We start from the raw sequence: 23,404 nt of genomic DNA on the forward strand, positions 1-23,404 counted from the left end.
AGTTGTATGAATTACATTTATTATTAGATTGTGTTTGTGACTATATTTTGGAAATTTTCTGTTGATTTACAATGTACGATAGTATATATTGTATATAAAGTATATATACAATATTTTTAAAAAGAGGTATTTGCATGCAAATCGTTATTACGAACACTTCAAAGGAACCTATTTATGAACAAATTGGTGTCCAAATAAAAAAACTTATTTTACTAGGTGATTTAAAGCAAGGAGATGCTCTTCCTTCAATGCGTCAGTTAGCAAAAGATTTAAGAGTAAGTATTATTACAACGAAAAGAGCATATGAAGAACTGGAAAAAGACGGTTTTATTTATTCAATTGTCGGAAGGGGGTCCTTTGTAGCAGAACAAAACATTGAAACTATGAAAGAAAAAAAATTAAAGACAGTTGAAGAAAAGTTGTGTGAAGCGATTCAAAATGCTAAACAAATGGATGTTTCTTTAAATGATCTAAAAGAAATGCTTACAATTTTATACGAGGAGGAAAACTCTTGGAAAACGTAATAGAACTTCAAAATGTCAGTAAATCTTTTAAAGGATTTCAAATTAAAAATTTTTCGATGGAAGTAAAAAAAGGATTTGTTACGGGTTTTATTGGGGGAAATGGATCAGGTAAATCTACAACGATTAAAATGATTATGAATCTAATGAACCCGGATAGTGGAAATGTCTCCTTATTTGGCATGAACTATTCGACTGATGCGAAGCGAATTAAAGAAAGAATTGGTTTCGTTTATGACGATAATGTGTTTTATGATGAACTCACATTAAAGGAAATTACTAAAATTATTGCGCCAGCTTATAAAAAATGGGATTTTAACCAATTTACATATTATAAAGATCTGTTCGAATTACCATTAAATAAAAAAATGAAAACATTCTCCAAAGGAATGAAAATGAAAGCCTCTCTTGCAATTGCCCTTTCACATCATGCTGAACTAATTATTATGGATGAGCCTACTTCCGGACTCGATCCGGTATTTAGAAGAGAATTATTGGATGTTTTACAAAATATTATGCAGGATGGTGAGAAAACTATCTTTTTCTCATCTCATATTACAACGGATTTAGACCGCATTGCCGATTATATTACATTTATTCAAAATGGGAAGCATATTTTTACAAAAGATATTTATGCCATTGCAGAAGATTATATTTTGGTCAAAGGGCCACTAGATATGTTAGATTTTGATACTGAGCGTGAGTTTATATCTGTATGTAAGGCAAATACAGGTTTCGAGGGATTGATTGAAAATGTAAATTCTATCGAAACTTTATTTAATAAAGAAGTGGTGATTGAAAAACCAAGTTTAGAGGATATTATGTATTTCATGAAAAAGGGGGAGTCAAGATGCTTAATTTAATTAAAAAGGATTTGATTTTACAAAAAACTTTTTTACCTGCTTATCTCTTATTTCTAGTTACCTATTTGTGGGCTGGCATGGATGTAGCATATGTCATAATCATTTGTAGTGCCGTTTTTGTAATTAACACATATCAATCTGATGATAAAGATAATGCTAATATTTTAGTAAACTCATTACCGTATACTAGGAAGGAAATTATAAGTTCAAAATACGTTGGAACCTTATTTTTTACAATAGTAATCATCCCATTTTGCTTAATTGGAAAATATTTTATTTTAGACAGCATGGAATTTCAACTTTCCTTAGAAAGTTACATCCTAGGCTTCTTGGCAGTCATGCTGATTACTGCATTTTACATCCCATTTTTTGTTGCATTTAAAGTGAAAACACTTGTACCAGTTTTTATATTTTTATCTATTGGAGTTATATATTTAATGCGAAATACTCCATATTTATTAAATAAATATGCTAATGGCGTACTGACCTTTTTAAAAGAGATTTCAGATTTGAAATTATTTCTTATATTTGCTGTCATAGCAGTGGGGTGCTATGGGGTTTCATGGATATTATCTATTCGTATCTATCAGAACAAGGCTCTTTAATAGCAAGTTCTAAAAGGAGGATCATTTAAATGACATCAAAAAGGCCATCCTATTCGAATACGAAATTGGCTGAAAACTATTGGAGCATTTTTCGTTATGCAACTAATTTTTATCAACCTTGATATGAATTCGTGGATACCGAACCTCAAGGAAGGAGGAGTTGGGGAGCGTCTCGTTAATTCAGAGTTCTTTACGGAATGGTTCGCTCCTTATAAAACAAAGCAATTTAACGTATTAACGGTAGTTATGGCTATTTTATTATTCCTAAATGTATTAACAAGTGCAATAAAAGACGCTTTTTCTAGAAAAAGAATTAATTAGCACATAAGTTGACCTTGCGTCTTTTTTAATAATGTCTTAACAATATTTAAAAACAACAGGGTAAAGATAAAAACTCCATTTATTAAAGTTTTTACTTTATCTTTTATAATGATTATTTAAAAATATTCGATTTTTCAGTTTTATGTATTGATAATGTTTCCATTCGTCCCCCATAATGCTTCTCTAGTGTGTGCAGTGATTGTGACATATGTATTTATACTTGTGATGACAAATGATGCGTATTTTTTTCGGAAAGTTCGGAAATTATTGAATGAAATAGAAAAATTTAGTAATCTTATTTGTACAGCACATAAATAATAGTTTTGTAATGATACATTGGAGGGGTTTGTTGTGGATCTTACGTTTAAAGTAGAGGAAACATGTTTTAATTACCGCGTCGGAGCAATTTGTAAACATGATAATAAAATACTCATTCTGCAAGGTGATGGTGAAGATTTTTGGTACGTACCAGGTGGAAGAGTGAAAATGCTAGAAAATAGTGAAGATGCGTTAAAGCGAGAGCTTGCTGAAGAGTTAGCGGTTCCTATTGGGGTAAAGAGATTAATATGGTCGGTAGAAAATTTCTTTACACTTTCTGAACGAAAGTTTCATGAAATTAGTTTTTACTATGAAGTAGAGCTGAAACAATTACCTGCAAATGGAGCAGACAAGTATATTCTTGAAGAAGAAGGTAGAACATATTTCTTTAAGTGGGTGCCTGTAGAAGAATTACATACATATAACGTACAGCCAGCGTTTATAAAAGAGAAAGTAAAGGATGTATTAGTTCATACAGAACATATCGTTTTACAAAAGTAAATGTATGCGGAGGGGATAAGGTGAAGGGAACTAAAAAAGAAATTCTTATAGAAGGAAAGGTAATTCCGTATACACATATTGAAAAAGGCTCTCATACAGTTTGTCTTATGTTCTCAGGTTCAGGATACAATTACGATAAACCGTTATTCTATTATGCGACGATGCTTATGCTCGAAAATAAAATAGATGTAGTACATATTCATTATTCTTATGACGAACAAGTAATGAATAAACCGATGGAAGAAGTAACAAAAATAATGATGGATGATGTTAATCCTTTAATGAAGGAAGTATTAAAAGGTGAGCAATACAATCATACGATGTTTTTAGGCAAGTCACTCGGAACAATTCCGATTGCAAATGATTTAATGAAGAGAGAAGAGTTTTTACAGTCAAAAATGATACTACTTACACCTTTACTAACCTTGGATTCCATTTTTGATTCGATCCTGCATAGCCATCATGAAGGACTTTTAGTAATTGGAGATAATGATCACCAATATAATGCAGATCAAATCGATCAGTTACATAAAACGAATTTAACGATCGATGTTGTTAAAAATGCAAATCATTCTCTAAATGTTGGGGAATATGAAACAGAGAATTCAATTGAGGCGATAGCAAATATAATAGAAAAACTTAAAGAAGTTATTAGGACAAACTAACTTATCGATACATGCAAAAAAGAGGTGCAATTTGCACCTCTTTTTTTATTTAATAAGCTCTCAACACATGAAGTAAATGATTCTTACGATTCAGCGGATTATAATCAACACGTTTTCGAATAGGGAAGGGAGCCTTCAGTTTTGTGTAACCAGTTGGATTCACTGTAAATATACCGTCTCCTTCTGTAAATGAATGGAGTATTCGCTTAAAATGCTCTGTTTTCGTAACAGGTAATGAGCCTGTTAACTGGTAAGAATCATTGTGTAATATAGGCTCGCTAAAAGTTGCTGGAATATTTACATCAAAATTTTTGTTTGTGCTTGCACACCTTCCAAGGCAGAAATAACTAAAATTGCACTGTCTAAAACGCGGAATGATGGCTCCACTTCAGCGATAAAATCAGTATGTCCAGGTGTATCAATGACATTTACTATTAATTCATTGATACAGAAAGAAACGACAGAAGCTTTAATCGTAATTCCGCTTTGTCTCTCTAATTCCATTGAGTCAGTTTGCGTATTCCCACATTACAGCCCTTCCCGAACGAGAAAGTCTATCGTCTTTGGCATGAGATGAAAGTGAGGTTGGATATGGAGTACCACTAAAAATTACAAGGTTCGTGGTACTTAAAGTATCTAAATTATAGGGAGTTTATTCGGGTGTATTTATTGGAATATTCTGAAGATAAATGATATAACTAAAATAAATGATGATAGAAGAATATTTCAAAGTGTTTGAGAGGGAAATATCTTTGTTTCATGCAGTTGTAAACTTTATAAGCACGTTCTAGTTTTGTTATTATTGCTAGAAATGTATCAAATGAACACGATGTTGAAAATCAAAAAACAAGGGGATGAAACGTATGTCACAGACCCTAACAGTGAAAGTGAAATTGATTCCAACAAAAGGACAAATCCGTTTATTAGAACAAAGTAGTCAAGAATATATCAAAGTTATAAATACACTTATATCGGAAATGGTTGAAGCAAAAGAGAGTACGAAAAAAAGCACAAAAGATATTGAAGCAAATATCCCAAGTGCGGTGAAGAATCAAGCGATTAAAGACGCGAAAAGTTTGTTTGCTACAAAAGTAAAGAAAAGCCATTATAAAATCATTCCGATTCTAAAAAGACTTGTTTGTATATGGAACAATCAAAATTATTCATTTGACTGTACTCATATTTCCATTCCATTTATGGTAAATGGAAAGTCAACTCGTTTAAAGGTTCGAGCTTTATTAACAGATAAAAATAATAGCAATCTGAATCTGTTAAAACATAAATTAGGTACACTTCGTATCACAAAGAAATCGAACAAGTGGATGGCCCAAATAGCTGTCACGCTTCCTAAAAATGAAACGGTGGGAACGAAAATTTTAGGAGTAGACTTAGGTCTCAAAGTCCCCGCTGTAGCAATCACAGATGATGATAAGGTTCGTTTTTTTGGAAATGGTAGGCAAAACAAATGTAAGAAGCGTAAGTTTCGGTGCATTCGTAAGAAATTAGGAAAAGCCAAAAAAGTGAATGCGATTCGACGATTAGATGATAAAGAGCAGAGATGGATGCAAGATAAAGATCACAAAATAAGTCGGGAAATCATTGATTTTGCGATTGATAATCATATTTCTGTCATTCGATTAGAACAACTAACGAATATAAGACAGACGGCAAGAACAAGCCGTAAAAACAAAAAAATCTACACACTTGGTCATTCTATCGTTTGTCACAATTTATTTCGTATAAAGCAATGCTAGCTGGTATTCAGGTTGAATATGTGAATCCAGCGTATACAAGTCAAAACTGTCCGAAATGTGCTGAAAAGAACAGGGCACAAGACAGAAAGTACAAGTGTCAATGTGGGTTTGAGACACACCGTGATATCGTTGGGGCGATGAATATTCGCTACGCAACTGTGATTGATGGTAATAGTCAATCAGCCTAAGCACCTATATGGTCTGGTTGAGGAGGGGCAATGAGATGCCCTCATCTTGAAGGCTGTTCAAAACAGAAATGGACTGAGAACGCTTAGTCATTCAAGGATCCCACCCGTAAATCTGTCAGGATTCGGGCTTGCGACTTTAGTCGTGGGAGTCTCAAAATCACTCTCCAGTCATCTTAAGTTATTATCGTTATCATGCAATTAACATTTTTTGTAATGTGATAAAGTCCCTTGTTTTGGAAAAATATTAATAGGCGAACATTAAAAAAATAAATAGGAAAAACAAAAAGCTTGCATTCTAAATCGATATAGATTATATTAATTGACATATCAACTATTGATACATCAAATGTTTTTGAATTGGATGTAAAGGAGGGGTAATTTGACAAGTTCATGCTCAAAAGAAGCAATTATTTTATATAAATTACACTTTCTAAATAAAGAAGTAAGTTCGAAATTTGAAGGGTGTACGGGTATGAGTCAATCTAGACTAGAACTTATACTTCAGTTATATGAAGTAGGTGAAATTAGCCAAAAAGCACTTCAGCAAGAAGTGAATATTGATAATGCTGCGATTACGAGGCATTTAAAACAGTTGGAAGCAAACGGGATGATTACAAGACGTAAAAATCCAGATGATAACAGAATTACGTTAGTTTCTCTAACTGAAGAGGGACGAAATAAAATTCAAGTGTATCAGGAGGAAAAAGAACGTTTTGCAGCATCTGCATTTAAAGGATTAAGTGAAGAACAGCGCGATAATCTTTTAACAATGTTAGACCGCATTCAAAAAAATATAAAAGAATTATAAAAAAGGGAGAATACAACTATGACTAACTCAGTAAAAACAAATGATTTTAACGAAATTTTAACAGGACGTCGTTCAATTCGTAAATACGACACATCAGTGAAAATTAGCAAAGAAGAAATGACAGAAATTCTTACAGAAGCAACACTTGCGCCATCTTCTGTAAACATGCAACCATGGAGATTTTTAGTAATTGAAAGTGACGAAGCGAAAGCAACACTTGCACCACTTGCGAAATTTAATCAATCTCAAGTAGAAACATCTTCAGCGATGATTGCTGTATTTGGTGATTTAAACAACTTTGATAACGCAGAAGAAATTTACGGTACAGCAGTAGAGCGCGGTTTAATGCCAGCTGAAGTAAAAGAAGATCAAATGAAAAAACTTTCAGCTTACTTCTCAATGGTTACACCAGAAGTCATGAAAGATACAGTACTAATTGACGGTGGTCTTGTAGCAATGCAATTTATGTTAGCAGCTCGTGCTCACGGTTATGACACTTGCCCAATTGGCGGATTTGAAAAAGACCAAATCGCAGAAGCTTTTGGATTAGATAAAGAACGTCACGTACCAGTTATGTTAATTTCAATCGGAAAAGCTGCTGACAGTGGTTACCAATCAGTTCGTCTTCCAATTGAAAAAGTTGCAGAGTGGAAGTAATTTCAAAGAAATAAGTGGAATATGAGAGGGGAAACACCATGATTATTATTCACGCAATATTTCAAGTAGATCCAGCAAAACAACAATCATTTTTAGAAGACATTCGTCCGCTCATTCATAGTTCAAGAGAAGAAAGTGGAAATGTATCTTATGACCTTTATAAAGATACAGAAAAAGAAAATGTGTATACGATGGTAGAAGTATGGAAAGATGCAGAGGCAGTTGCGAGTCATAATACGAGTGAACACTTTACATCTTTCGTTAGTAAAGTAAAACAGTTTTTAACTGCTCCTCTAGATATAAAAGCTTACAATGGAGATTTAGTAAAATAATTTGATGAAAAAGATGACTTTAGCTTATAGTACTAGGGTCATCTTTTTTTATCCTTTTCGGCAATTCAGGTGGAGATGAATTGCCGTCAGAAGGTAGGCTGAACACTTTTGTTTCGTTCATAATAAATTTACCAGGGCGAATATTTGTTTCTTTTGTCTTGCGATGCAATCTGCTGCCCCTGGATAAGGAGGGAATATATCGTAGGACAACGAAATTGGATAATATAATCATTTGGTTACTTGATTGAAAAGTAATTTTAATGAACTCTCTAAGAAAGGTGGTGAAAACAATGGCTAGAAAGAAAGCAGTGAAAGTATTACGCAAACAAAAGAAAAGAGAAACTATGAAACGATTCACGCAGAAACAGAATGTTGGGCGAGCTTGCTTGACTGCAAAAGAATTTCGTTTACTTCAGCGTATGTCACATAGTTCAAAAGCATTGCGAAATGTTGGATTGTACACGATGAAACAAAGTTATTTGACCCATAATAAAATTGCCACTGTAAAAGAAATAGACACCGCCATGCAAGTCGATATGAACTACTGGGGCATTCAATCAAACTCTGTCCAAGCCATTCGTAGAGCCTTGTATGCAGAAGTAAAGAGCTTTTTTAAAGCCTTGGAACAGTGGAAGAAAAATCCTGAGAAGTTCACAGGGCGTCCTAAGTTTCCGAATTATTCTCGTTCAACTGACAAACGAATCATTGAAATCTATCAAGTGCCAAAAGTGGATAATAACGGGTATTGGATGATTCCGATGAATGTGGCATTTAGAAAAAAATTTGGTTCCATTAAAATACGTATGCCAAAAAACTTAAGACATAAAAAAATCTCTTACATTGAGATTGTACCGAAGCAAAAAGGTCGGTTCTTTGAGGTGCATTATACATATGAGATGCACGTTTCTCAAATGAAGAAACCATCCACGACTACGAGTAACGCTTTGAGTTGCGATTTAGGTGTAGATAGATTAGTAAGTTGCGTGACAAATACAGGTGATGCATTTTTAATTGATGGAAAAAAACTAAAATCCATTAACCAGTACTTCAACAAAATGATATGTAATCTCCAGCAGAAAAATATTGAAAACGGAATTTCAAAACGAGTTGTAACGAATCAAATGGCTGCACTTTGGCATAAACGGGAACGACAAATAAATGGTTACATTTCACAAACGGTAGGCCTGTTATTTAAAAAAGTGAACGCATGTAATATAGATACGGTTGTCGTAGGGTATAACACTGGTTGGAAACAAAAATCTAATATGGGAAAAAAGAATAACCAAAAATTTGTTCAAATCCCGTTTTATAAACTGATTGCAGCGATTGAGAATAAATGTATAAAAGAAGGTATCCGATTTTTCAAACAAGAAGAAAGCTATACTTCAAAAGCTAGTTTTCTTGATAAAGATCCGGTTCCAGTTTGGACTAAGGATGATAAGACGTATTATCACTTTAGTGGCAAACGAATGACTCGTGGTCTGTACCAAAGTAAAGCAGGAAGGTGTATTCATGCGGATATTAACGGTGCATTGAATACCTTGAAAAAATCAAAAGTTATAGAATTGGAAGAGAATCTTAAAGTGAAAACGCCGATTCTATTAGAAGTGCAAAAACGTAAGGCTGTTGCTTCGCGCATAGCTTAGTGGGTGCGTCAACCATCCATGTGTACTCGACTTGTCGGGGCTTGTAGCACACGCCGGAGTCATCTGAGTGGTGGCTTCTTTCATAAGGAAGAACTGCTCTTTTTCGAAAGGGTGGTGCAAGTGGGAAAGCAATCGTTCGTTGCCAGTACCAACCAAAAACATACTTGGGGTGTTACCATAAGGTGGCATGAATGCTAGAGCGTCAACTGTCTAGTGATAGACGAAAAGACCTAGCGTTCTAACTCAAGCCCCCACTGAAACGTTTCATCTCAGTGGGGGTAGTTAACCAAAGCAACAGTTACTACTTTTAGTTTTGCAGTATTGGGAATCACCTTTGGCATTGTACACGAGCTATTACAGCCATGGAGTCTCAGTTTAATGGTTTGGTATTGGTTGTTAGTGTTACTTTTGTTTGTAACGACTATAATATTATTAGTTTTTGTATTATTTGTTAATCGTAAAAATTATAATATTCCTGGAAGATATAGAATACTTATACTGTTTAATCTATTTCTTACGTTAGTACCAGTACTGTGGCCACTACTTCTTACTATTATAGGAAATGGTATGAACGCTAGTGCAGGATGGTAAAAGTTAATAGAGTGCTTAAAAGAACGTGTTTATAAATGAAAACACGTTCTTTTTTTATTTCCATACATAATTTTTTCTCATCTGGTCGCCAAATTTTGAAAGTAAGTATTTCGTAAGGAATGGATAAGAAAAAAGAGAGTTTTATCATTTAGGATGAAAGTATAACTTGAATCAATACGATATGAATAGAGGAGAGAAGATCATGAAAAAATGTAATTCAATTAAGTTAGCGAGTTTGACAGTTTTATTAGCGGGTACTACTATATTCGCACCTGGTTTTACTTTGAAGGCAGATTCAGCTCAAAATATTTCTAGTCCATCACAAGTGCATAATCAAAAGAATCGAAATAGTTTGAAACGAGTAATGGAGGAAACAGTACAGCTTGGCGCTACAGGGATACTAGCTAAGGCGTATAATAACGGAAAAACTAGTAGTTACACTGCTGGCGTTGCAGATTTAAGTACAAAGAAACCGATGAAATCGGACTATCGCTTTCGGATTGGTAGTGTGACGAAGACTTTTACTGCTACGACTGTTCTTCAATTAGTAGGTGAAAATCGTTTGCAACTTGACGATTCAATTGAAAAGTGGCTGCCAGGCCTCATTCAAGGAAATGGGTATGATGGCAATCAAATTACGATACGTCAACTTTTGAATCATACGAGTGGTATAGCTGAATACTTAAAATCAAAAGACGCTGACATAATGAATTCGAAGAAAACGTATGTAGCAGAAGAAATAGTAAAGATAGGACTCGCTCTACCTCCAGATTTTTCGCCAGGTAAAGGTTGGTCGTATTCAAACACAGGATACGTAATACTAGGAATGCTAATTGAAAAAATAACTGGTAATAGTTATGCAGAAGAAATTGAAAAGCGCATTATTGAGCCTTTGGACCTATCAAATACGTTTTTACCAGGTAATTCACCCGTCATCCCAGGAAAGAATCATGCTCGGGGATATGTGAAAATTGACGGGGAAAGTAAGTTGAAAGACATGACTGATTATAATCCGAGTTTAGCTAATGCAGCTGGAGATATGATTTCTAATGCGGACGATTTAAATAAGTTCTTTTCATCTTTACTCGGTGGTAAGTTACTAAAGCAACGCGAGCTAAAAGAAATGCTTACTACAGTTCCTGTAGAAGGAAAAGAGGTTGGGGATGGATATGGCCTTGGTATCTATGAGACTAAACTTCCTAACGGTGTATCAGTTTGGGGGCACGGAGGAGGAATTCCTGGATTTACAACTTTTGCTAGTGGAGTAATGGGAGGCAAACATACATTGGCTATCAGTGTTAACTCTATAGGTGGGATCGATATTGTTCCACAATTTAATAAAATGATGCAAATTGAATTTAAGAAATAGATGAAAAGAAAGCGAATGGCATTCTGTTGTATAGGACAGTATTAGCATTCCTAGTATGACATCAAGTGTAATTCAACAATAAAAAAGGATGTCAGTTACACGACATCCTTTTTTATTGTTGAGCAAAGAGGTGTATTTTTATTCTGAAAATTGTTATTTTTAAAATCATTCCATATAATGAAGGGGATAGGGGTTATACAGGGGAGTTATGAATGGATAATACTTTAGTTTGTTGATTATTTTTATTTTAATAAATAATAGTAACTAGATGTGGAGTGAAATTCATTGGGAGAAAATCAGTTTAGATGGAGTAACAAGCAATTAAGAGAACATGTTGAAGTAATAGATGGCAAAAGAAGTCCGCATATTTTATGTAAGAATGCAACTTATTTAAATTCCTATATGCGCGAGTGGGTGCAAGCAAATATTTGGATCTACGATGACCGGATTGTATATGTAGGCGAAAAATTGCCAGCGCAACTGCATGAATGTGAAGTTATTGATTGTGATGGAAAGTATGTAGTTCCAAGTTACATAGAACCGCATGCACATCCATATCAATTATATAATCCTGAAACTTTAGCGAATTATGCGATGCAGTTTGGGACAACGACTTTTATTAATGATAATTTAACTTTATTTTTCACATTACAACGTGAAGAAGCATTTCGTTTATTAGATGAATTTGAAAAGATTCCATCAAGTATGTATTGGTGGTGTCGTTTTGATGGACAAACTGAATTGCAAAACGGGGAATCTTTATTTAATCGTGAAGAAATAATAGAGTGGCTTAAGCGTGACGCAGTTCTTCAAGGCGGCGAGCTAACAGCGTGGCCAAAGTTATTACATGGCGATGATGAAATGTTACATTGGGTACAGGAAACGAAACGATTACATAAAAAAGTAGAAGGGCATTTTCCAGGAGCATCTGAAACGACTTTAGCAAAGTTAAAGCTTTTAGGTACAGATTGTGATCATGAAGCGATGACAGGGCAGGAAGCTTTTGCCCGTCTTATGCAAGGTTACACAGTTTCTCTTAGGAATTCTTCAATCCGTCCAGATTTAGAAGTGTTACTGAAAGAATTGTTGGAAGTAGGAGTAAAGCAGTTTGATAGATTTATTCTTACGACAGACGGCTCACATCCTTCGTTTTATGAAAATGGAATGACAAACGTAATGATATCTACCGCGATAAAACAAGGAGTGCCAGTAATAGATGCTTATCATATGGCAAGCTATAATATCGCTCGTTATTACAATATGGAACATCTACATGGTTCAATTGCGACAGGTAGAATTGCTAATATTAATATTTTGGAAAGTAAAGAAAACCCGGTTCCAATAAGTGTAATTGCAAAGGGGAAATGGGTGAAGCGTGACAGAATAAATAAAAATGAATCCTTACTTATAGAATGGAGTAAATTCAAAGTAACTCCATTATTATTAGACTGGTCTATAGAAAAAGAGGATATGGTTTTTGCTAATAAAATAGGAATACAATTATTAAATAACGTTATAACAAAACCATACACGACTCATATTGATTTAAACAGTGATGAACTTTCTCTAAATCATGATGAGTGTTTTCTTATGATGATTGCTCGTGACGGTACGTGGCGAGTGAATACAGTTGTCAAAGGTTTTGCGAAAGAACTTGGTGGGCTTGCTAGCTCATATTCTGGTACCGGTGACATCATTCTTATTGGGAAGAATAAAGAAGATATGCTAACAGCTTTTCATAGAGTAAAAGAGCTTGGCGGGGGAATGGTATTAGCTGAAAAGAATGAAGTATTACACGAAATCGCATTACCATTGCTCGGGATTATGTCTAATTTAAAAATGAGTGATTTAATACAGGAAGAGAAACAGATGGTGAAACTACTCCAAGAGCGTGGTTACGCGTATGACGATCCGGCATTTACCATTTTATTCTTTTCTGCGACGCACTTACCTTTTATACGGGTAACGCCTATAGGACTATATGACGTAAAAAGTAGTAAGGTACTGAACTTACCAGTGAAGTTGATAAAGCAATATTAAAATGAAAGGCTCTATAAAAGTCCAATTTATAGGGCCTTTTACATTGTTAGCATAAGAATATTGTGAGCCTCAAATAATATAAGTATCTAAATTACTTGAGGTGAAACATAAGTATGAAAAAAATATTGTATATTTTAACTGTATTTATATTATGTGTATCTATTCAACAAGTTGTACATTCTCAAACAGATGCACCAGAATTATCTTCTGATTGTCTTGAAAAAAGGAAAATTCGAGATGACAAGCATGTGAAGAATATAATAAGTGATATTAAATCCACATTTAATTTAAAAATTGATGAACATAGTTTTTGGGAAGTAAGTAAAAGAGACCTGGATGCGGCCCATTTGATGTATGGTGGAAGAGAAAATGATTCTTATTATAATTCGCTAACTAAAATTTATGATAGTGGTGGATTTAGCGAGCAGCCTAGCTTATTTGTGAGGGCTCAAGAAGCATTTTTACTTTATAAAGAAAAAGATAATATCAATGTAATGAAACGCCTAAAACTAGATGTTGAAAAAGGGGAATGGCTCGTTATAAAAACGAAAAAGAAGAAAGGGAAAAAAGTAAAATTCAAGCCGTTGCAATGTGAAAAAGATTATATGAAAAAGAGAAATGAGTACCATAATCTAAAATGAAATAACGGAATTTTAAGTGTGGAAAAATTCGTTAATAATTGTAAATGAAGTGGTAGAAATTTCTAGTGATTTCGCCATAAAAAACGTCATTTTTTATTTTAAAAATGACGTTTTTTATATACTTAAAGCTTTTGCATCGCACTTTCAATCCTCTTCACCAAATCAGCTGACACTTTATGAAAATACCCTAAAACGATCTTTCTAATATCATCGGAGATAACTTTCAAATCACCAGCTAAATTTTCAGCAAGATGTTCTTTTTGTATCGGTTTTAACTTCGCATAAAATTCACTAGGCTGCGTAAAGTCATCTTGTTTCGTTATAGAAGTTCTTTCAAGTGTACCTTCAACGTATCTTCCGTCACCGCTCGTTATTTGATTAGCAGTTGTCCAATTTCGTTGTTGGTTAATCGTTAATTTGCGGAATTCAGGTCCAATTCTTCTCCTTTGAGAATCACTATAAATGTTAGCTCGCCCTTGCAGCATTTTATCATCTGATAGTTCTGCACCGTCTAGCAAATTAGAAGGGGAGAAGGCGACTTTTTCTACTTCTTCCATATAATTTTCAGGATTTTTATTTAATACCATTTTGCCTATTGGTATAAGAGGATACACCTTTTCATCCCATACTTTTGTATCATCTAAAGGGTCATAAGCAAGATGTGCTTCATCTTTCGGGTCCATGAGCTGGACATATAATCCGTATTCTACTGGTTTACCATTTGCAATTGCATCATATAAATCTTTCCCGCTATAATCAGGGTTTTCGGCAGCCAGTTTATTCGCTTCCTCATTAGTAATGTATTGTACACCTTCAAATGGGTACCAATGATACTTTACATACTTTTGGTTACCTTCTGTATTTCTCCAAACATATGTATTTACACTATGTCCTGGGATGTGGCGAAGACTTTTGGCCGTACCAGCATCAGAATATAAATGGACAACGAAATGAATGGATTCAGGTGCTCTAGCGACAAAGCTCCAAAACCTATTAGGATCTATTAAGTTATTTTTAGGCGAAGGTAACAACGCGTGAATCGTTTCTGGGAAGCGCATTGGATCACGAACGGAAAAGACAGGGATGTGATTGCATAAAAGATCGAAAATGCCTTCCTTTGTATAAAACTTTGTAGAAAAACCGCGTACATTTCTAGAAGTATCAGGTGTGCCTTTCGTACTAACAGCTAATGAAAATCGTACCATAACGGGAACTTTCTCATTAGAATGTTGTAGAAAGCTTAGTTTCGTATGTTCAGACATGGGATAAATCGTTTGAAAATAACCGAACGCACCAAATCCTTTTACATGAACAGGTCTTTCTAAAATTTTTTCGTGAATAAATTCTTGTAACGTCTCGTGAAGTGCACTATCTTGCTCTAGAACAGGTCCACGCGAACCAACTGTTTGAGAGTGAAGTGGAGCTTGCTCATTACGTTCTTCATTTACATTAAAGCCTTTGCCTAGTAAAGATTGCCCCTGTTTATCATAGTTTTCATTCATCGATATAGCCTCCAAATCTTTTTTGTCCATTGTTACTAAATATGATTTCATAGCCTTGATTATGTATGATATGCAAAGTAGTAACAGACCGCTAGATGAAAAAAACGCACATGTAGTGGACCTGTTGAAATAGAAGAAATTATGGAAAAATGGATATCGAGAAGAAAATTACTATTAAAATTACAATCTTAAAAATGAATTTATACATGACTTTATAGAGAATAAACATAAATAAACAGGGAAAATAACTAGGAGGAATTTAAAATGTCGGATTGGTTTCAATTAGATAAAGAATATATGATGTCTACGTATTGTCGTACGAAAGTTGCAATAGAAAGAGGAGAAGGATGCAAGCTTTATGATGTGAATGGTAAAGAGTATATAGACTTATTTTCTGGTGTCGGAGTGAACGTATTAGGGTATAATCATCCGAAAATTGTGCAAACGACAATGGAACAAGTTACAAAATCGTTGCATCTACCGTTTCATTTTTTAAATCCAGTTGCGATTGAGTATGCAAAGAAATTAGTGGATTGCTCATTAAAAAACGGAAAGGTCTTTTTTACAAACTCAGGTACGGAAGCGACAGAAACGACGTTGAAATTAATTGATAAATATAGATTTAATACGAATGAAAAACGTGAAGGAATTATAGTGCTGAAGAACAGTTTCCACGGGCGTACGTTGGGAGCACTTCATTTTACGAGACAAGAAAGTGTATATCAAAATTTCCCTAAAACATCGATTCCTGTATATGAAGTAGAGCGCGAGAATATAGAGCAATTAGAAGAAACGATTATTCATGAAAATCCAATTGCGATTATGCTAGAGCCTGTATTAGGTAGCGGGGGGATATACCCTTTATCAAGTGAATATTTACATGGTGTTCAAAACTTATGTGAGAAATATAATGTACTACTTATCGTCGATGAAGTTCAAAGTGGTATGGGGAGAACTGGTAAACTATTTGCTTATCAAAATTTCAATATTACACCGGATATTATTCAAATTGGTAAAGGAGCAGGAGGCGGGATACCACTAGGTGGAATTATTGTTGGTGAAAAGTTATGTGATGTATTTGCACCAGGAGATCACGGCACAACATTTGCTCATTCATCAATGGGAACGGCGTTAGGATTAACGGTATTAAACACATTAATTGACGATGATTTAATGCAAGAAGCGTATGAAACGTCACTATATTTAAATGATAAATTGCAAGAAATTCAGAAAGAAAATCCTTATTATATTCAGGAAGTACGTCATGCTGGCATGATGTTTGGAATTAGTTTGAATGATACAAATGAAAATGTGAAGAAATTACAGGTAGAGCTAATGGAGAATGGGATATTAGTTGATGTTACACAAGGGAACATCATTCGTTTACTTCCTCCATATATAATTACAAAAGAAGAAATTGATGCATTTATTAATCAATTTATTTCTTGTATGGATAAAGTTGCAGCTGTAGTAAGTGCTTAAAAATTAAAAGCTATATTTTATATAAAGTGCACCCTAATTGTTAAAAATAGTTTTGCAATTGGGGTGCATTTTTTATAATTGAATTTTATCCCGCTTTAACGGGCAGTAAGACCCCCACCTCAAAATGCAGCGAAAGCAAAGAATTTAGGTGGGGGATCAACTGCCCATAAAAGTCCGATTGGTTCAACTAATAATCAGTGGGGGATGAAGAAAACCCCCACTGATTAAAGTTTCACTTTATAAAATACAGTTGTTATTAAATAATAATAGCAAGAATTAGAATGGATTTTATTAGATTTGATACATGATTGAATGATATTTTACTGTTGAAGAAAAGAGAAAGTAAATATAAAGATAGTAGATAAACGAGTGGTACTAACAACTAATGATAGAACGTTTTGAAAATAGTAGCATACGAATATATAAATAATAAGAATGAGGTGATATATTGGAAAATAATGATATTCAATTTACTTCTTTACAAATGAGAACGGATAAATATGGTTGGGCTGGTATTCAATATACAAATAAAAAGCAGGCCATCTTATATACTCGAAACGGAGGAGTAGAATGGGATGTTGTTAATCCTCTAAATTCAATTGTATTATTTGCATATCCATTAGATGCTCGAAGCTCTTGGGCATATGGTTTAACAAAAACGAATGAGGATTTATTGCCAGCTATATTTTATACAGTTAATAGAGGAGAAAGATGGAGTGAGTTTATTTTACCGGTTGAAGAAGATTGGGAGAAATCGACTGATGTTCAAGTGCAATTGCATGCTACGAATATGGACAGTATATGGATTGTATTATCTAGAAAGCTTGCATCAAATAAATTTGAACATAATTTATACTATTTGAAAACGAAAGGGAAAGCTTGGAAAGTAATAAAAAATATAAGTATTAGTGATAGTATTTCAGGGATAACATTTATAAACGATCTAATTGGGTTTATTTCATTACAAAAACATTATGAAACATCAACGGTATTTAAAACAATAAATGGTGGGGAAAGTTGGCATCCTATAAAAGATATTCCAAGTCTTGAAGGAATTAATAATGGGACTACTATGGCTTATAAAGCAATCTATAAAAATAATTTATTAGTAATACCAATTAAACTGAATGATGATGTATTTTTAATGAATTACTCATTTGATAAAGGGAATTCATGGCATACTTCAAACAAAACAATAAATACTAGTAAAGTGGCTGTTTCGTTTTTTAGTTCCTATTATGGCTGGGTTATAAATAGTGAAAATGGAAGTGTATATCAAATAATAAAAAAAGGATCAAAATGGATAAAAGTATCAAGTAATCCATTGTTGAAAAATGTATTCTGTTTGCATTTTTTTAATCGGCGTAAAGGTTGGGCGTGTAATAAAAAAGAAATATTTACTACAATAGATAGAGGTATAACATGGAAAAAGGTAGTATATAAAATTAATAATGTAAATAAATTAGTTTAAAACAGTCCTAAAGAAATTAGGGCTTTTTTTGTTTTTAAATGGTGAGAGTTGTAACAAATAATGATAAGAGGAAGGGAACGAGTGTAGAACTTATATTTTCAAAAATAGACGGTTGTTTTTACACAGTATAATTCACTTTTGAATATGTTAATAAAGTAGCAAATTCAAAGGAAATGGTAATACTTAATATTTTATCCCGCTTTTATGGGCAGTAAAACCCCACCTCAAAATTCAGCGAAAGCAAAGAATTTAGGTGGGGGTCGGGCTGCCCATTAAAGTCCGATTGGTGAGGGCTAATAATCAGTGGGGGGGATGAAGAAAACCCCCACTGATTAAAGTTTCACTTTATGTCACATGATGTGTAAAGGGGGCGTGTAATGAAATCGTTAACGGTTATTATTTTGTATAGTGAAAGAGAGCAAATATTAGAAGAGTCAATTCAATCTATATGGAAGCTAAATCCTCTTGAAATTATAATTTTAGTTCCTAACGATAGAAGTAATTTGTATGAAATAGCAAAGAAAAATAAATGCCATATTGTTTTGATAGATAAATATAGTACGTATTATGGGGGGTATGAAGCTTCTGTAAAGGAAGCAAAAGGAGATGTTTTGTTATTTGTAGATAGTAATTTTTCAATATCTACAAATGAGATAAAGAAATTTATTGAACCAGTTGTTACAAATCAGGCTGATGTAGTATTAAACAAAATAGATAAATTTGTAGAAGTTGGTAAATGTCCAAATATGGATATTGTATGGAGAAAAATGTTAAATGAAATTTTAAGTCGACCAGATTTAAAAAGCAATTCAATACTTTCATTACCATATGCACTTGCGAAGGAAGTAGTAGTAAATATCGGCTTTGATTATATGAAAAATATCGTTCTAGCTCATATGAACATAGTGGATCAAGGCTGGCGGATTAACGATCAATATGCAATAAAAACGTTATCTAGAGATGAAACGTTAAAAGAGGAAGGTTATTTAGTTAAAAAAGAATTGTCAGAAAATGAAAAGGGGAAATTGGGAAAATATTTAATCGGTATTTCTAAATGGATAGAGAAAAAGGGAAAAAGAGTAGGGTTTACTGATGCAGGAAAAAGAAGAGATATTATTCAAAAGTTAGGTGAATGCAAGCGATATCCTTCTTATCATCGAGGGTGGGGTATGAATTCATCAATTTATGACGGGAAGCAACTTTCTGTCATTATACCAGTGCAAAATGAAGAAGAAACTATAGAACAAGTAATACTTGAGGCAAGAAAAATAGAACCGCTAGAAATAATTGTCGTTGTAAATGGTTCGACAGATCAAACGGCCAATATCGCTAAAAGACTTGGTGCTACTATTATTAAATATAACGAACGACTTGGTCATAATGTTGGACGTGCTATTGGAGCGCTTGAAGCTACAGGAGATATTCTTTTATTTATTGATGGTGATTTCAGTGTTTCAGGAAGTAATTTGCATCACTTCACAAAAGCAGTTTCAGCTGGTGTAGACATAGCATTAAATGATTTAAATCCGATGTTACATCCTCCGTTTTATGTTGTAGACATCGTAAAATATATGCTTAATTTAGCATATAATCGTCCAGAATTAAGTAATGGCTCATTAGTAGCAATTCCACATGCTATGAGTAGATCATGCTTAGATGCAATAGGGTGGGAAAGTTTACTATGCCCTAGTCTTGCACAAGTAAAAGCTATATTACAAGGGTATAGAGTAGAATGTGTACATTACGTTGATGTTGTAAAACCGAATAGAATTCGTTTAATGGAGAATGTAAGTCACAATGGACATCCTCCAGCGGTATTAAGAATAATTGGTGATCACGTTGAAGCTCTCTCTTACTTAATAGAACATCTTAAAATGGATGGAAAGGGTGATTAAACTGTTAGAGCAGTACAAAAAAATTAACATTTCATATGAAGAATTATGGCAATTAGATTTTCAAACTACGGAACCATTTATACTCAAGGTTGATTGGGATAAAGTAACGTATGAATTTTTAATTCGTATTAAGCCTAATGCTTCCAACACTATTGTTTTTGGATCTGGAGCAGGTGGATTTCAAGAACAGCCAATTGGTCCGCCTATTTTTCATCGACATTCATGGATGGATGAATTTGAAGATACTGTTATATATTATAATGATCCTACATTATATCTCGGAAAATTATCTTTAGGTTGGGGGCAGGGGGAGTTAGATAGATTTTACTTGCAAGATATAGCAAATATTTTAGAAATAGTATTTACAAAGTTAAAAATTGATTCGAAAAATGTGTTGTTTTATGGCAGTTCCGGGGGAGGGTTTATGTCTTTAATTTTAGCTGGATTCGTTAAGGGCTCCACAGCTTTCATTAATAATCCTCAAACAAATTTATTAAAATGGATACCTGTACCAATAAATCTAGTTTTCGATTTGTCTTATCCAGGTTTATCAAGAGAAGAAGTTGAGGAGAAATTTGGGGAAAGAATTAATGTTGTGAAATTTTTTAATCACATTAAATATGTACCGAATATTTATTTTTTGCAAAATTTCGCATGTGAATTTGATGTGCAAAATCATTTACTACCATTCATTTCTGAGTTAGAACAACTGGATAAAGATACGGAAATAAATCAAATTGTAATAGATTTATATTTCGATAAAAAAGCAGGGCATGCAGCTGTAGGAAAGTATGAAACAATTGAATATATAAAAAAAGTAAGGCCTAATCCGACTATGAAAGAAGAACAAGAAGAAGTGGATTTGTCAGTCGTTATAGTTTTAGGAGAAGAAAAATCGAAATTGAATCAAATTTTAAGCAAAGTGCAGCATATAAAACCACTAGAAATTATTATTGTAGCTGATGATAGAATGAGTGCTATACAATGTATACCTAGATTTGTTGAAAGTAACGTTGTTGTGATTGAGGAGAAAAATAAGTGGAAAGCACCAGTTCATGGGGCGAAAATTGCCAGTGGAGATGTAGTTTTATTTTTAGATGGAGAAGATATTATCTTTTCGGTAGAATTAGAACGATTTATAGAACCACTACTAAAAAAGGAACAGGATGTAATCTTAAATAACATAGACTCCGTATGTTTTGAAAAGATGAGAGTAGAATGGCCAAGTATTGCTATGGTGTATAGAAAAATAGTAAACGATGTATTGGGACGTATGGATTTAAAATATGATTCGATGTTATCTATGCCATATGCTATTACTAAAAAAGCAATTGAAGACATTGGATATGACACCTTGCATAATCCGGTTCTATCTCAAATATCTCTTATTGAGAAAGGGTGGCGACTACAATCCTCGTCAGCTATCACTAACACCTCTTTGAATAATATACCCGCAAATAAAACCTCTTTCTATAAAAATGAATTAACTAAATTAGAAGTATGTGAGATTAAAGAGAATGTAAAAGCTTTGGAAAGTTGGTTACAACGAAAAGATGATAGAGGGAACTATACAGATGGAGGAAGAAAAAGAGAAATTATAGAGCAACTAAAAAAGCAAAAGAATAATTCGCGTTTCCATAAAGGGTGGGGAATGAATTCATCAATTTATAATGGAAAACAGTTATCAATAATTATACCAGCACAAAATGAAGAAGCGACGATTAAAGAAGTTATTCTTGAAGCAAGAAAAGTTGAACCGAAAGAAATAATTGTTGTCATTAATGGGTCAACAGATCAGACAGAAGTAATCGCTAAGCAATTAGGAGCAACCGTAATTGTTTATGAAGAAACATTAGGGCATGATGTAGGACGGGCAATTGGTGCAAAGGAAGCCACAGGGGATATACTTCTCTTTATTGATGCTGATTTTGCTATTCCAGCAAAAGATCTTCATCCGTTAACGCAGGCTGTTGCGGATGGGGTTGATATGGTTTTAAACGATTTAAATTTAAATCTTAGATTTCCTCTATATATTGTAAATTTATATAAATATATGTTGAATATTGCTTGTAATCGTAGAGATTTAGGGGTAGGATCTACAATTGCTGTTCCCCATGCTATTAGTAGAAAATGTTTAGAGGGAATCGGATGGGACACTCTTCACACAGCGTGTGTTGCGCAAGTAAAGGCAATATTAGACGGGTATAAAGTCGAATGTGTCCATTTTGTAGATGTAATGAAACCAAATCGTATTCGTCCAAATGAGCACTTTGCAACAGTAGGACATCCACCAGCTGTATTGAGAATTACCGGCGATCATGTAGAAGGGCTTTCTTATTTACTAAAAAATAGGGATTTTAAAGATTTATTTTAATTTTGAAGCTACTTTATTAATCAGCTTGAAATAGCAATGAATAGAGTATGAGTTACGTATTGGAATGAAAACAAAATTTAAAAAATTACTTTTTTGGTTCAGGTGTAAGTGAAAAGTAAAAGCTTCTTCAAATACATGAAGAGGTTTTTACTTTTTTTATTTCAATTTATTTTAAGTATATAAAGTAAAGAGTAAATAAAGCGGTAACGATATTTTTATTTTTACATAAATTAATATTAGGTACAAGAAAGGAGGGAATACTTTGTCTTGCATCAATAAAAGTTGTTTTAACATTTGTTTAGAAACTAAAGTCAATCCAAATGGTGGAGCAGAAATATTCGTAAGGTGCAATGATGAATGTTCATCTAATTTTAATGTAATACCATTTATTGCATGTGTTTCTATTTCAGTAAAGGATGATTTGAGTTTTTTAGTTGATTTAGATAGTTTAATAAAACGTTAATTTTCTAAAAATCTAATATTAAAATAATATATAATTTATAAAATTTAGTAAGAGAGTCGTGTCCAAATTTAACTAACTGCATATATTGTTACAAGAAAGGAGGGAGAGTTATGGCATGTACTACGAATAATGTTTGTTTAGATGTGTGTCTTAAAATTACAATTACCCCTGGTAGTGGAATTGATGCAGTAGTGGATTGTGGGGGCGCATGTGGGACAAGTCCTACGATTGTAATTAGTCCTAGTGGATCAATTGTTATTACTTTACCATTAGTTGCATGTTTCTCAATTACACTAAATGATGATTTAAGTGTTGTATCTTCATTAACAAGCCTCTCTTTTCAAACTTCGTAAGAAGATACAGAAATGAAAAGCCTGCCTTCTACTTTTCTTTTGAA

The 23,404-nt window shown here is 33.5% G+C and carries 21 protein-coding genes and 3 pseudogenes; 21 read left to right on the top strand and 3 right to left on the bottom strand.

Annotation, left to right across the window (positions count from 1 at the left end; translation table 11 throughout):
• Positions 1–134: 134 nt before the first annotated feature.
• The 6 genes from ACUXEY_RS20435 to ACUXEY_RS20460 all read left to right on the top strand — a co-directional run bounded on the left by ACUXEY_RS20435 (position 135) and on the right by ACUXEY_RS20460 (position 3,794).
• Positions 135–524 (top strand): GntR family transcriptional regulator, encoded by a 390-nt coding sequence (locus tag ACUXEY_RS20435; RefSeq protein ID WP_001167593.1) that lies wholly within the window; start codon positions 135–137, stop codon positions 522–524.
• Positions 512–1,384 carry an ABC transporter ATP-binding protein gene (locus ACUXEY_RS20440; protein ID WP_000432454.1) on the top strand — a complete coding sequence of 291 codons (873 nt, stop codon included), beginning with the start codon at positions 512–514 and terminating at the stop codon, positions 1,382–1,384. Before ACUXEY_RS20435 ends, ACUXEY_RS20440 begins: the two co-directional genes overlap by 13 nt.
• Positions 1,372–1,989 carry an ABC-2 transporter permease gene (locus ACUXEY_RS20445; protein ID WP_098649230.1) on the top strand — a complete coding sequence of 206 codons (618 nt, stop codon included), beginning with the start codon at positions 1,372–1,374 and terminating at the stop codon, positions 1,987–1,989. The genes ACUXEY_RS20440 and ACUXEY_RS20445 overlap by 13 nt, the downstream gene beginning before the upstream one ends.
• A gap of 51 nt (positions 1,990–2,040) precedes the next feature.
• Entirely contained in the window at positions 2,041–2,310 is a 270-nt protein-coding gene (locus ACUXEY_RS20450; protein WP_461301513.1) for a YfzA family protein, read from the top strand.
• A 351-nt stretch (positions 2,311–2,661) separates the two neighbouring features.
• A complete protein-coding gene (locus tag ACUXEY_RS20455) occupies positions 2,662–3,129 on the top strand; it encodes an NUDIX hydrolase (protein ID WP_461301475.1) in 468 nt (155 codons plus the stop codon).
• Positions 3,130–3,149: 20 nt separating this feature from the next.
• Positions 3,150–3,794 (top strand): alpha/beta family hydrolase, encoded by a 645-nt coding sequence (locus tag ACUXEY_RS20460; RefSeq protein WP_461301476.1) that lies wholly within the window; start codon positions 3,150–3,152, stop codon positions 3,792–3,794.
• A 303-nt stretch (positions 3,795–4,097) separates the two neighbouring features.
• Here ACUXEY_RS20460 and ACUXEY_RS20465 read toward each other — a convergent pair.
• Positions 4,098–4,319: pseudogene (locus ACUXEY_RS20465) on the bottom strand (GTP-binding protein); the annotation flags it as partial.
• Positions 4,320–4,657: 338 nt separating this feature from the next.
• Here ACUXEY_RS20465 and ACUXEY_RS20470 point away from each other — a divergent pair.
• The 4 genes and pseudogenes from ACUXEY_RS20470 (at position 4,658) to ACUXEY_RS20485 (ending at position 7,533) form a co-directional block, all read left to right on the top strand.
• Positions 4,658–5,736, top strand: a pseudogene (locus ACUXEY_RS20470) (RNA-guided endonuclease InsQ/TnpB family protein).
• Between the two features lie 379 nt (positions 5,737–6,115).
• A complete protein-coding gene (locus tag ACUXEY_RS20475) occupies positions 6,116–6,544 on the top strand; it encodes a MarR family winged helix-turn-helix transcriptional regulator (protein WP_461301477.1) in 429 nt (142 codons plus the stop codon).
• A gap of 18 nt (positions 6,545–6,562) precedes the next feature.
• Complete coding sequence (locus ACUXEY_RS20480) at positions 6,563–7,201, top strand: nitroreductase family protein (RefSeq protein WP_000185402.1); 639 nt, start codon at positions 6,563–6,565, stop codon at positions 7,199–7,201.
• 38 nt (positions 7,202–7,239) lie between these two features.
• Complete coding sequence (locus ACUXEY_RS20485; protein WP_166703182.1) at positions 7,240–7,533, top strand: putative quinol monooxygenase; 294 nt, start codon at positions 7,240–7,242, stop codon at positions 7,531–7,533.
• A 19-nt stretch (positions 7,534–7,552) separates the two neighbouring features.
• On the opposite strand, the gene ACUXEY_RS20490 is transcribed toward ACUXEY_RS20485, so the two are convergent.
• Positions 7,553–7,702 carry a hypothetical protein gene (locus ACUXEY_RS20490; protein WP_166703183.1) on the bottom strand — a complete coding sequence of 50 codons (150 nt, stop codon included), beginning with the start codon at positions 7,700–7,702 and terminating at the stop codon, positions 7,553–7,555.
• A 121-nt stretch (positions 7,703–7,823) separates the two neighbouring features.
• Between ACUXEY_RS20490 and ACUXEY_RS20495 the strand changes: the two genes are divergently transcribed.
• The 5 genes and pseudogenes from ACUXEY_RS20495 (at position 7,824) to ACUXEY_RS20515 (ending at position 13,820) form a co-directional block, all read left to right on the top strand.
• A complete protein-coding gene (locus tag ACUXEY_RS20495; RefSeq protein ID WP_429602087.1) occupies positions 7,824–9,179 on the top strand; it encodes an RNA-guided endonuclease TnpB family protein in 1,356 nt (451 codons plus the stop codon).
• 282 nt (positions 9,180–9,461) lie between these two features.
• Positions 9,462–9,770, top strand: a pseudogene (locus ACUXEY_RS20500) (DUF3902 family protein); the annotation flags it as partial.
• Between the two features lie 202 nt (positions 9,771–9,972).
• Complete coding sequence (locus ACUXEY_RS20505; protein ID WP_461301478.1) at positions 9,973–11,139, top strand: serine hydrolase domain-containing protein; 1,167 nt, start codon at positions 9,973–9,975, stop codon at positions 11,137–11,139.
• 285 nt (positions 11,140–11,424) lie between these two features.
• Positions 11,425–13,179, top strand: coding sequence for an adenine deaminase C-terminal domain-containing protein (locus ACUXEY_RS20510; RefSeq protein ID WP_461301479.1), 1,755 nt, complete (start codon positions 11,425–11,427; stop codon positions 13,177–13,179).
• Positions 13,180–13,292: 113 nt separating this feature from the next.
• Complete coding sequence (locus tag ACUXEY_RS20515; RefSeq protein ID WP_166704631.1) at positions 13,293–13,820, top strand: hypothetical protein; 528 nt, start codon at positions 13,293–13,295, stop codon at positions 13,818–13,820.
• A gap of 122 nt (positions 13,821–13,942) precedes the next feature.
• Here the strand turns inward: ACUXEY_RS20515 and ACUXEY_RS20520 are convergent, their stop codons facing one another.
• Positions 13,943–15,322, bottom strand: coding sequence for a catalase (locus ACUXEY_RS20520; protein WP_461301480.1), 1,380 nt, complete (start codon positions 15,320–15,322; stop codon positions 13,943–13,945).
• Between the two features lie 264 nt (positions 15,323–15,586).
• Between ACUXEY_RS20520 and ACUXEY_RS20525 the strand changes: the two genes are divergently transcribed.
• From ACUXEY_RS20525 to ACUXEY_RS20550, 6 genes are all read left to right on the top strand, one after another.
• A complete protein-coding gene (locus ACUXEY_RS20525) occupies positions 15,587–16,804 on the top strand; it encodes an aspartate aminotransferase family protein (RefSeq protein WP_461301481.1) in 1,218 nt (405 codons plus the stop codon).
• Positions 16,805–17,252: 448 nt separating this feature from the next.
• The gene (locus ACUXEY_RS20530) at positions 17,253–18,275 is read left to right on the top strand and encodes a WD40/YVTN/BNR-like repeat-containing protein (protein ID WP_461301482.1); all 1,023 of its coding nucleotides are present in this window, start codon (positions 17,253–17,255) and stop codon (positions 18,273–18,275) included.
• Positions 18,276–18,652: 377 nt separating this feature from the next.
• Positions 18,653–20,170: a glycosyltransferase family 2 protein gene (locus tag ACUXEY_RS20535; RefSeq protein ID WP_461301483.1), complete on the top strand. Its 1,518-nt coding sequence runs from the start codon at positions 18,653–18,655 to the stop codon at positions 20,168–20,170.
• Positions 20,154–22,544, top strand: coding sequence for a glycosyltransferase (locus ACUXEY_RS20540; RefSeq protein ID WP_461301484.1), 2,391 nt, complete (start codon positions 20,154–20,156; stop codon positions 22,542–22,544). The genes ACUXEY_RS20535 and ACUXEY_RS20540 overlap by 17 nt, the downstream gene beginning before the upstream one ends.
• Positions 22,545–22,806: 262 nt before the next feature.
• Entirely contained in the window at positions 22,807–23,007 is a 201-nt protein-coding gene (locus tag ACUXEY_RS20545) for a hypothetical protein (protein WP_001277651.1), read from the top strand.
• A gap of 110 nt (positions 23,008–23,117) precedes the next feature.
• Positions 23,118–23,360: a hypothetical protein gene (locus ACUXEY_RS20550; protein WP_042512571.1), complete on the top strand. Its 243-nt coding sequence runs from the start codon at positions 23,118–23,120 to the stop codon at positions 23,358–23,360.
• Positions 23,361–23,404 lie beyond the last annotated feature (44 nt).

It is taken from the genome of Bacillus sp. F9_6S_D1_P_5, from assembly GCF_054823925.1.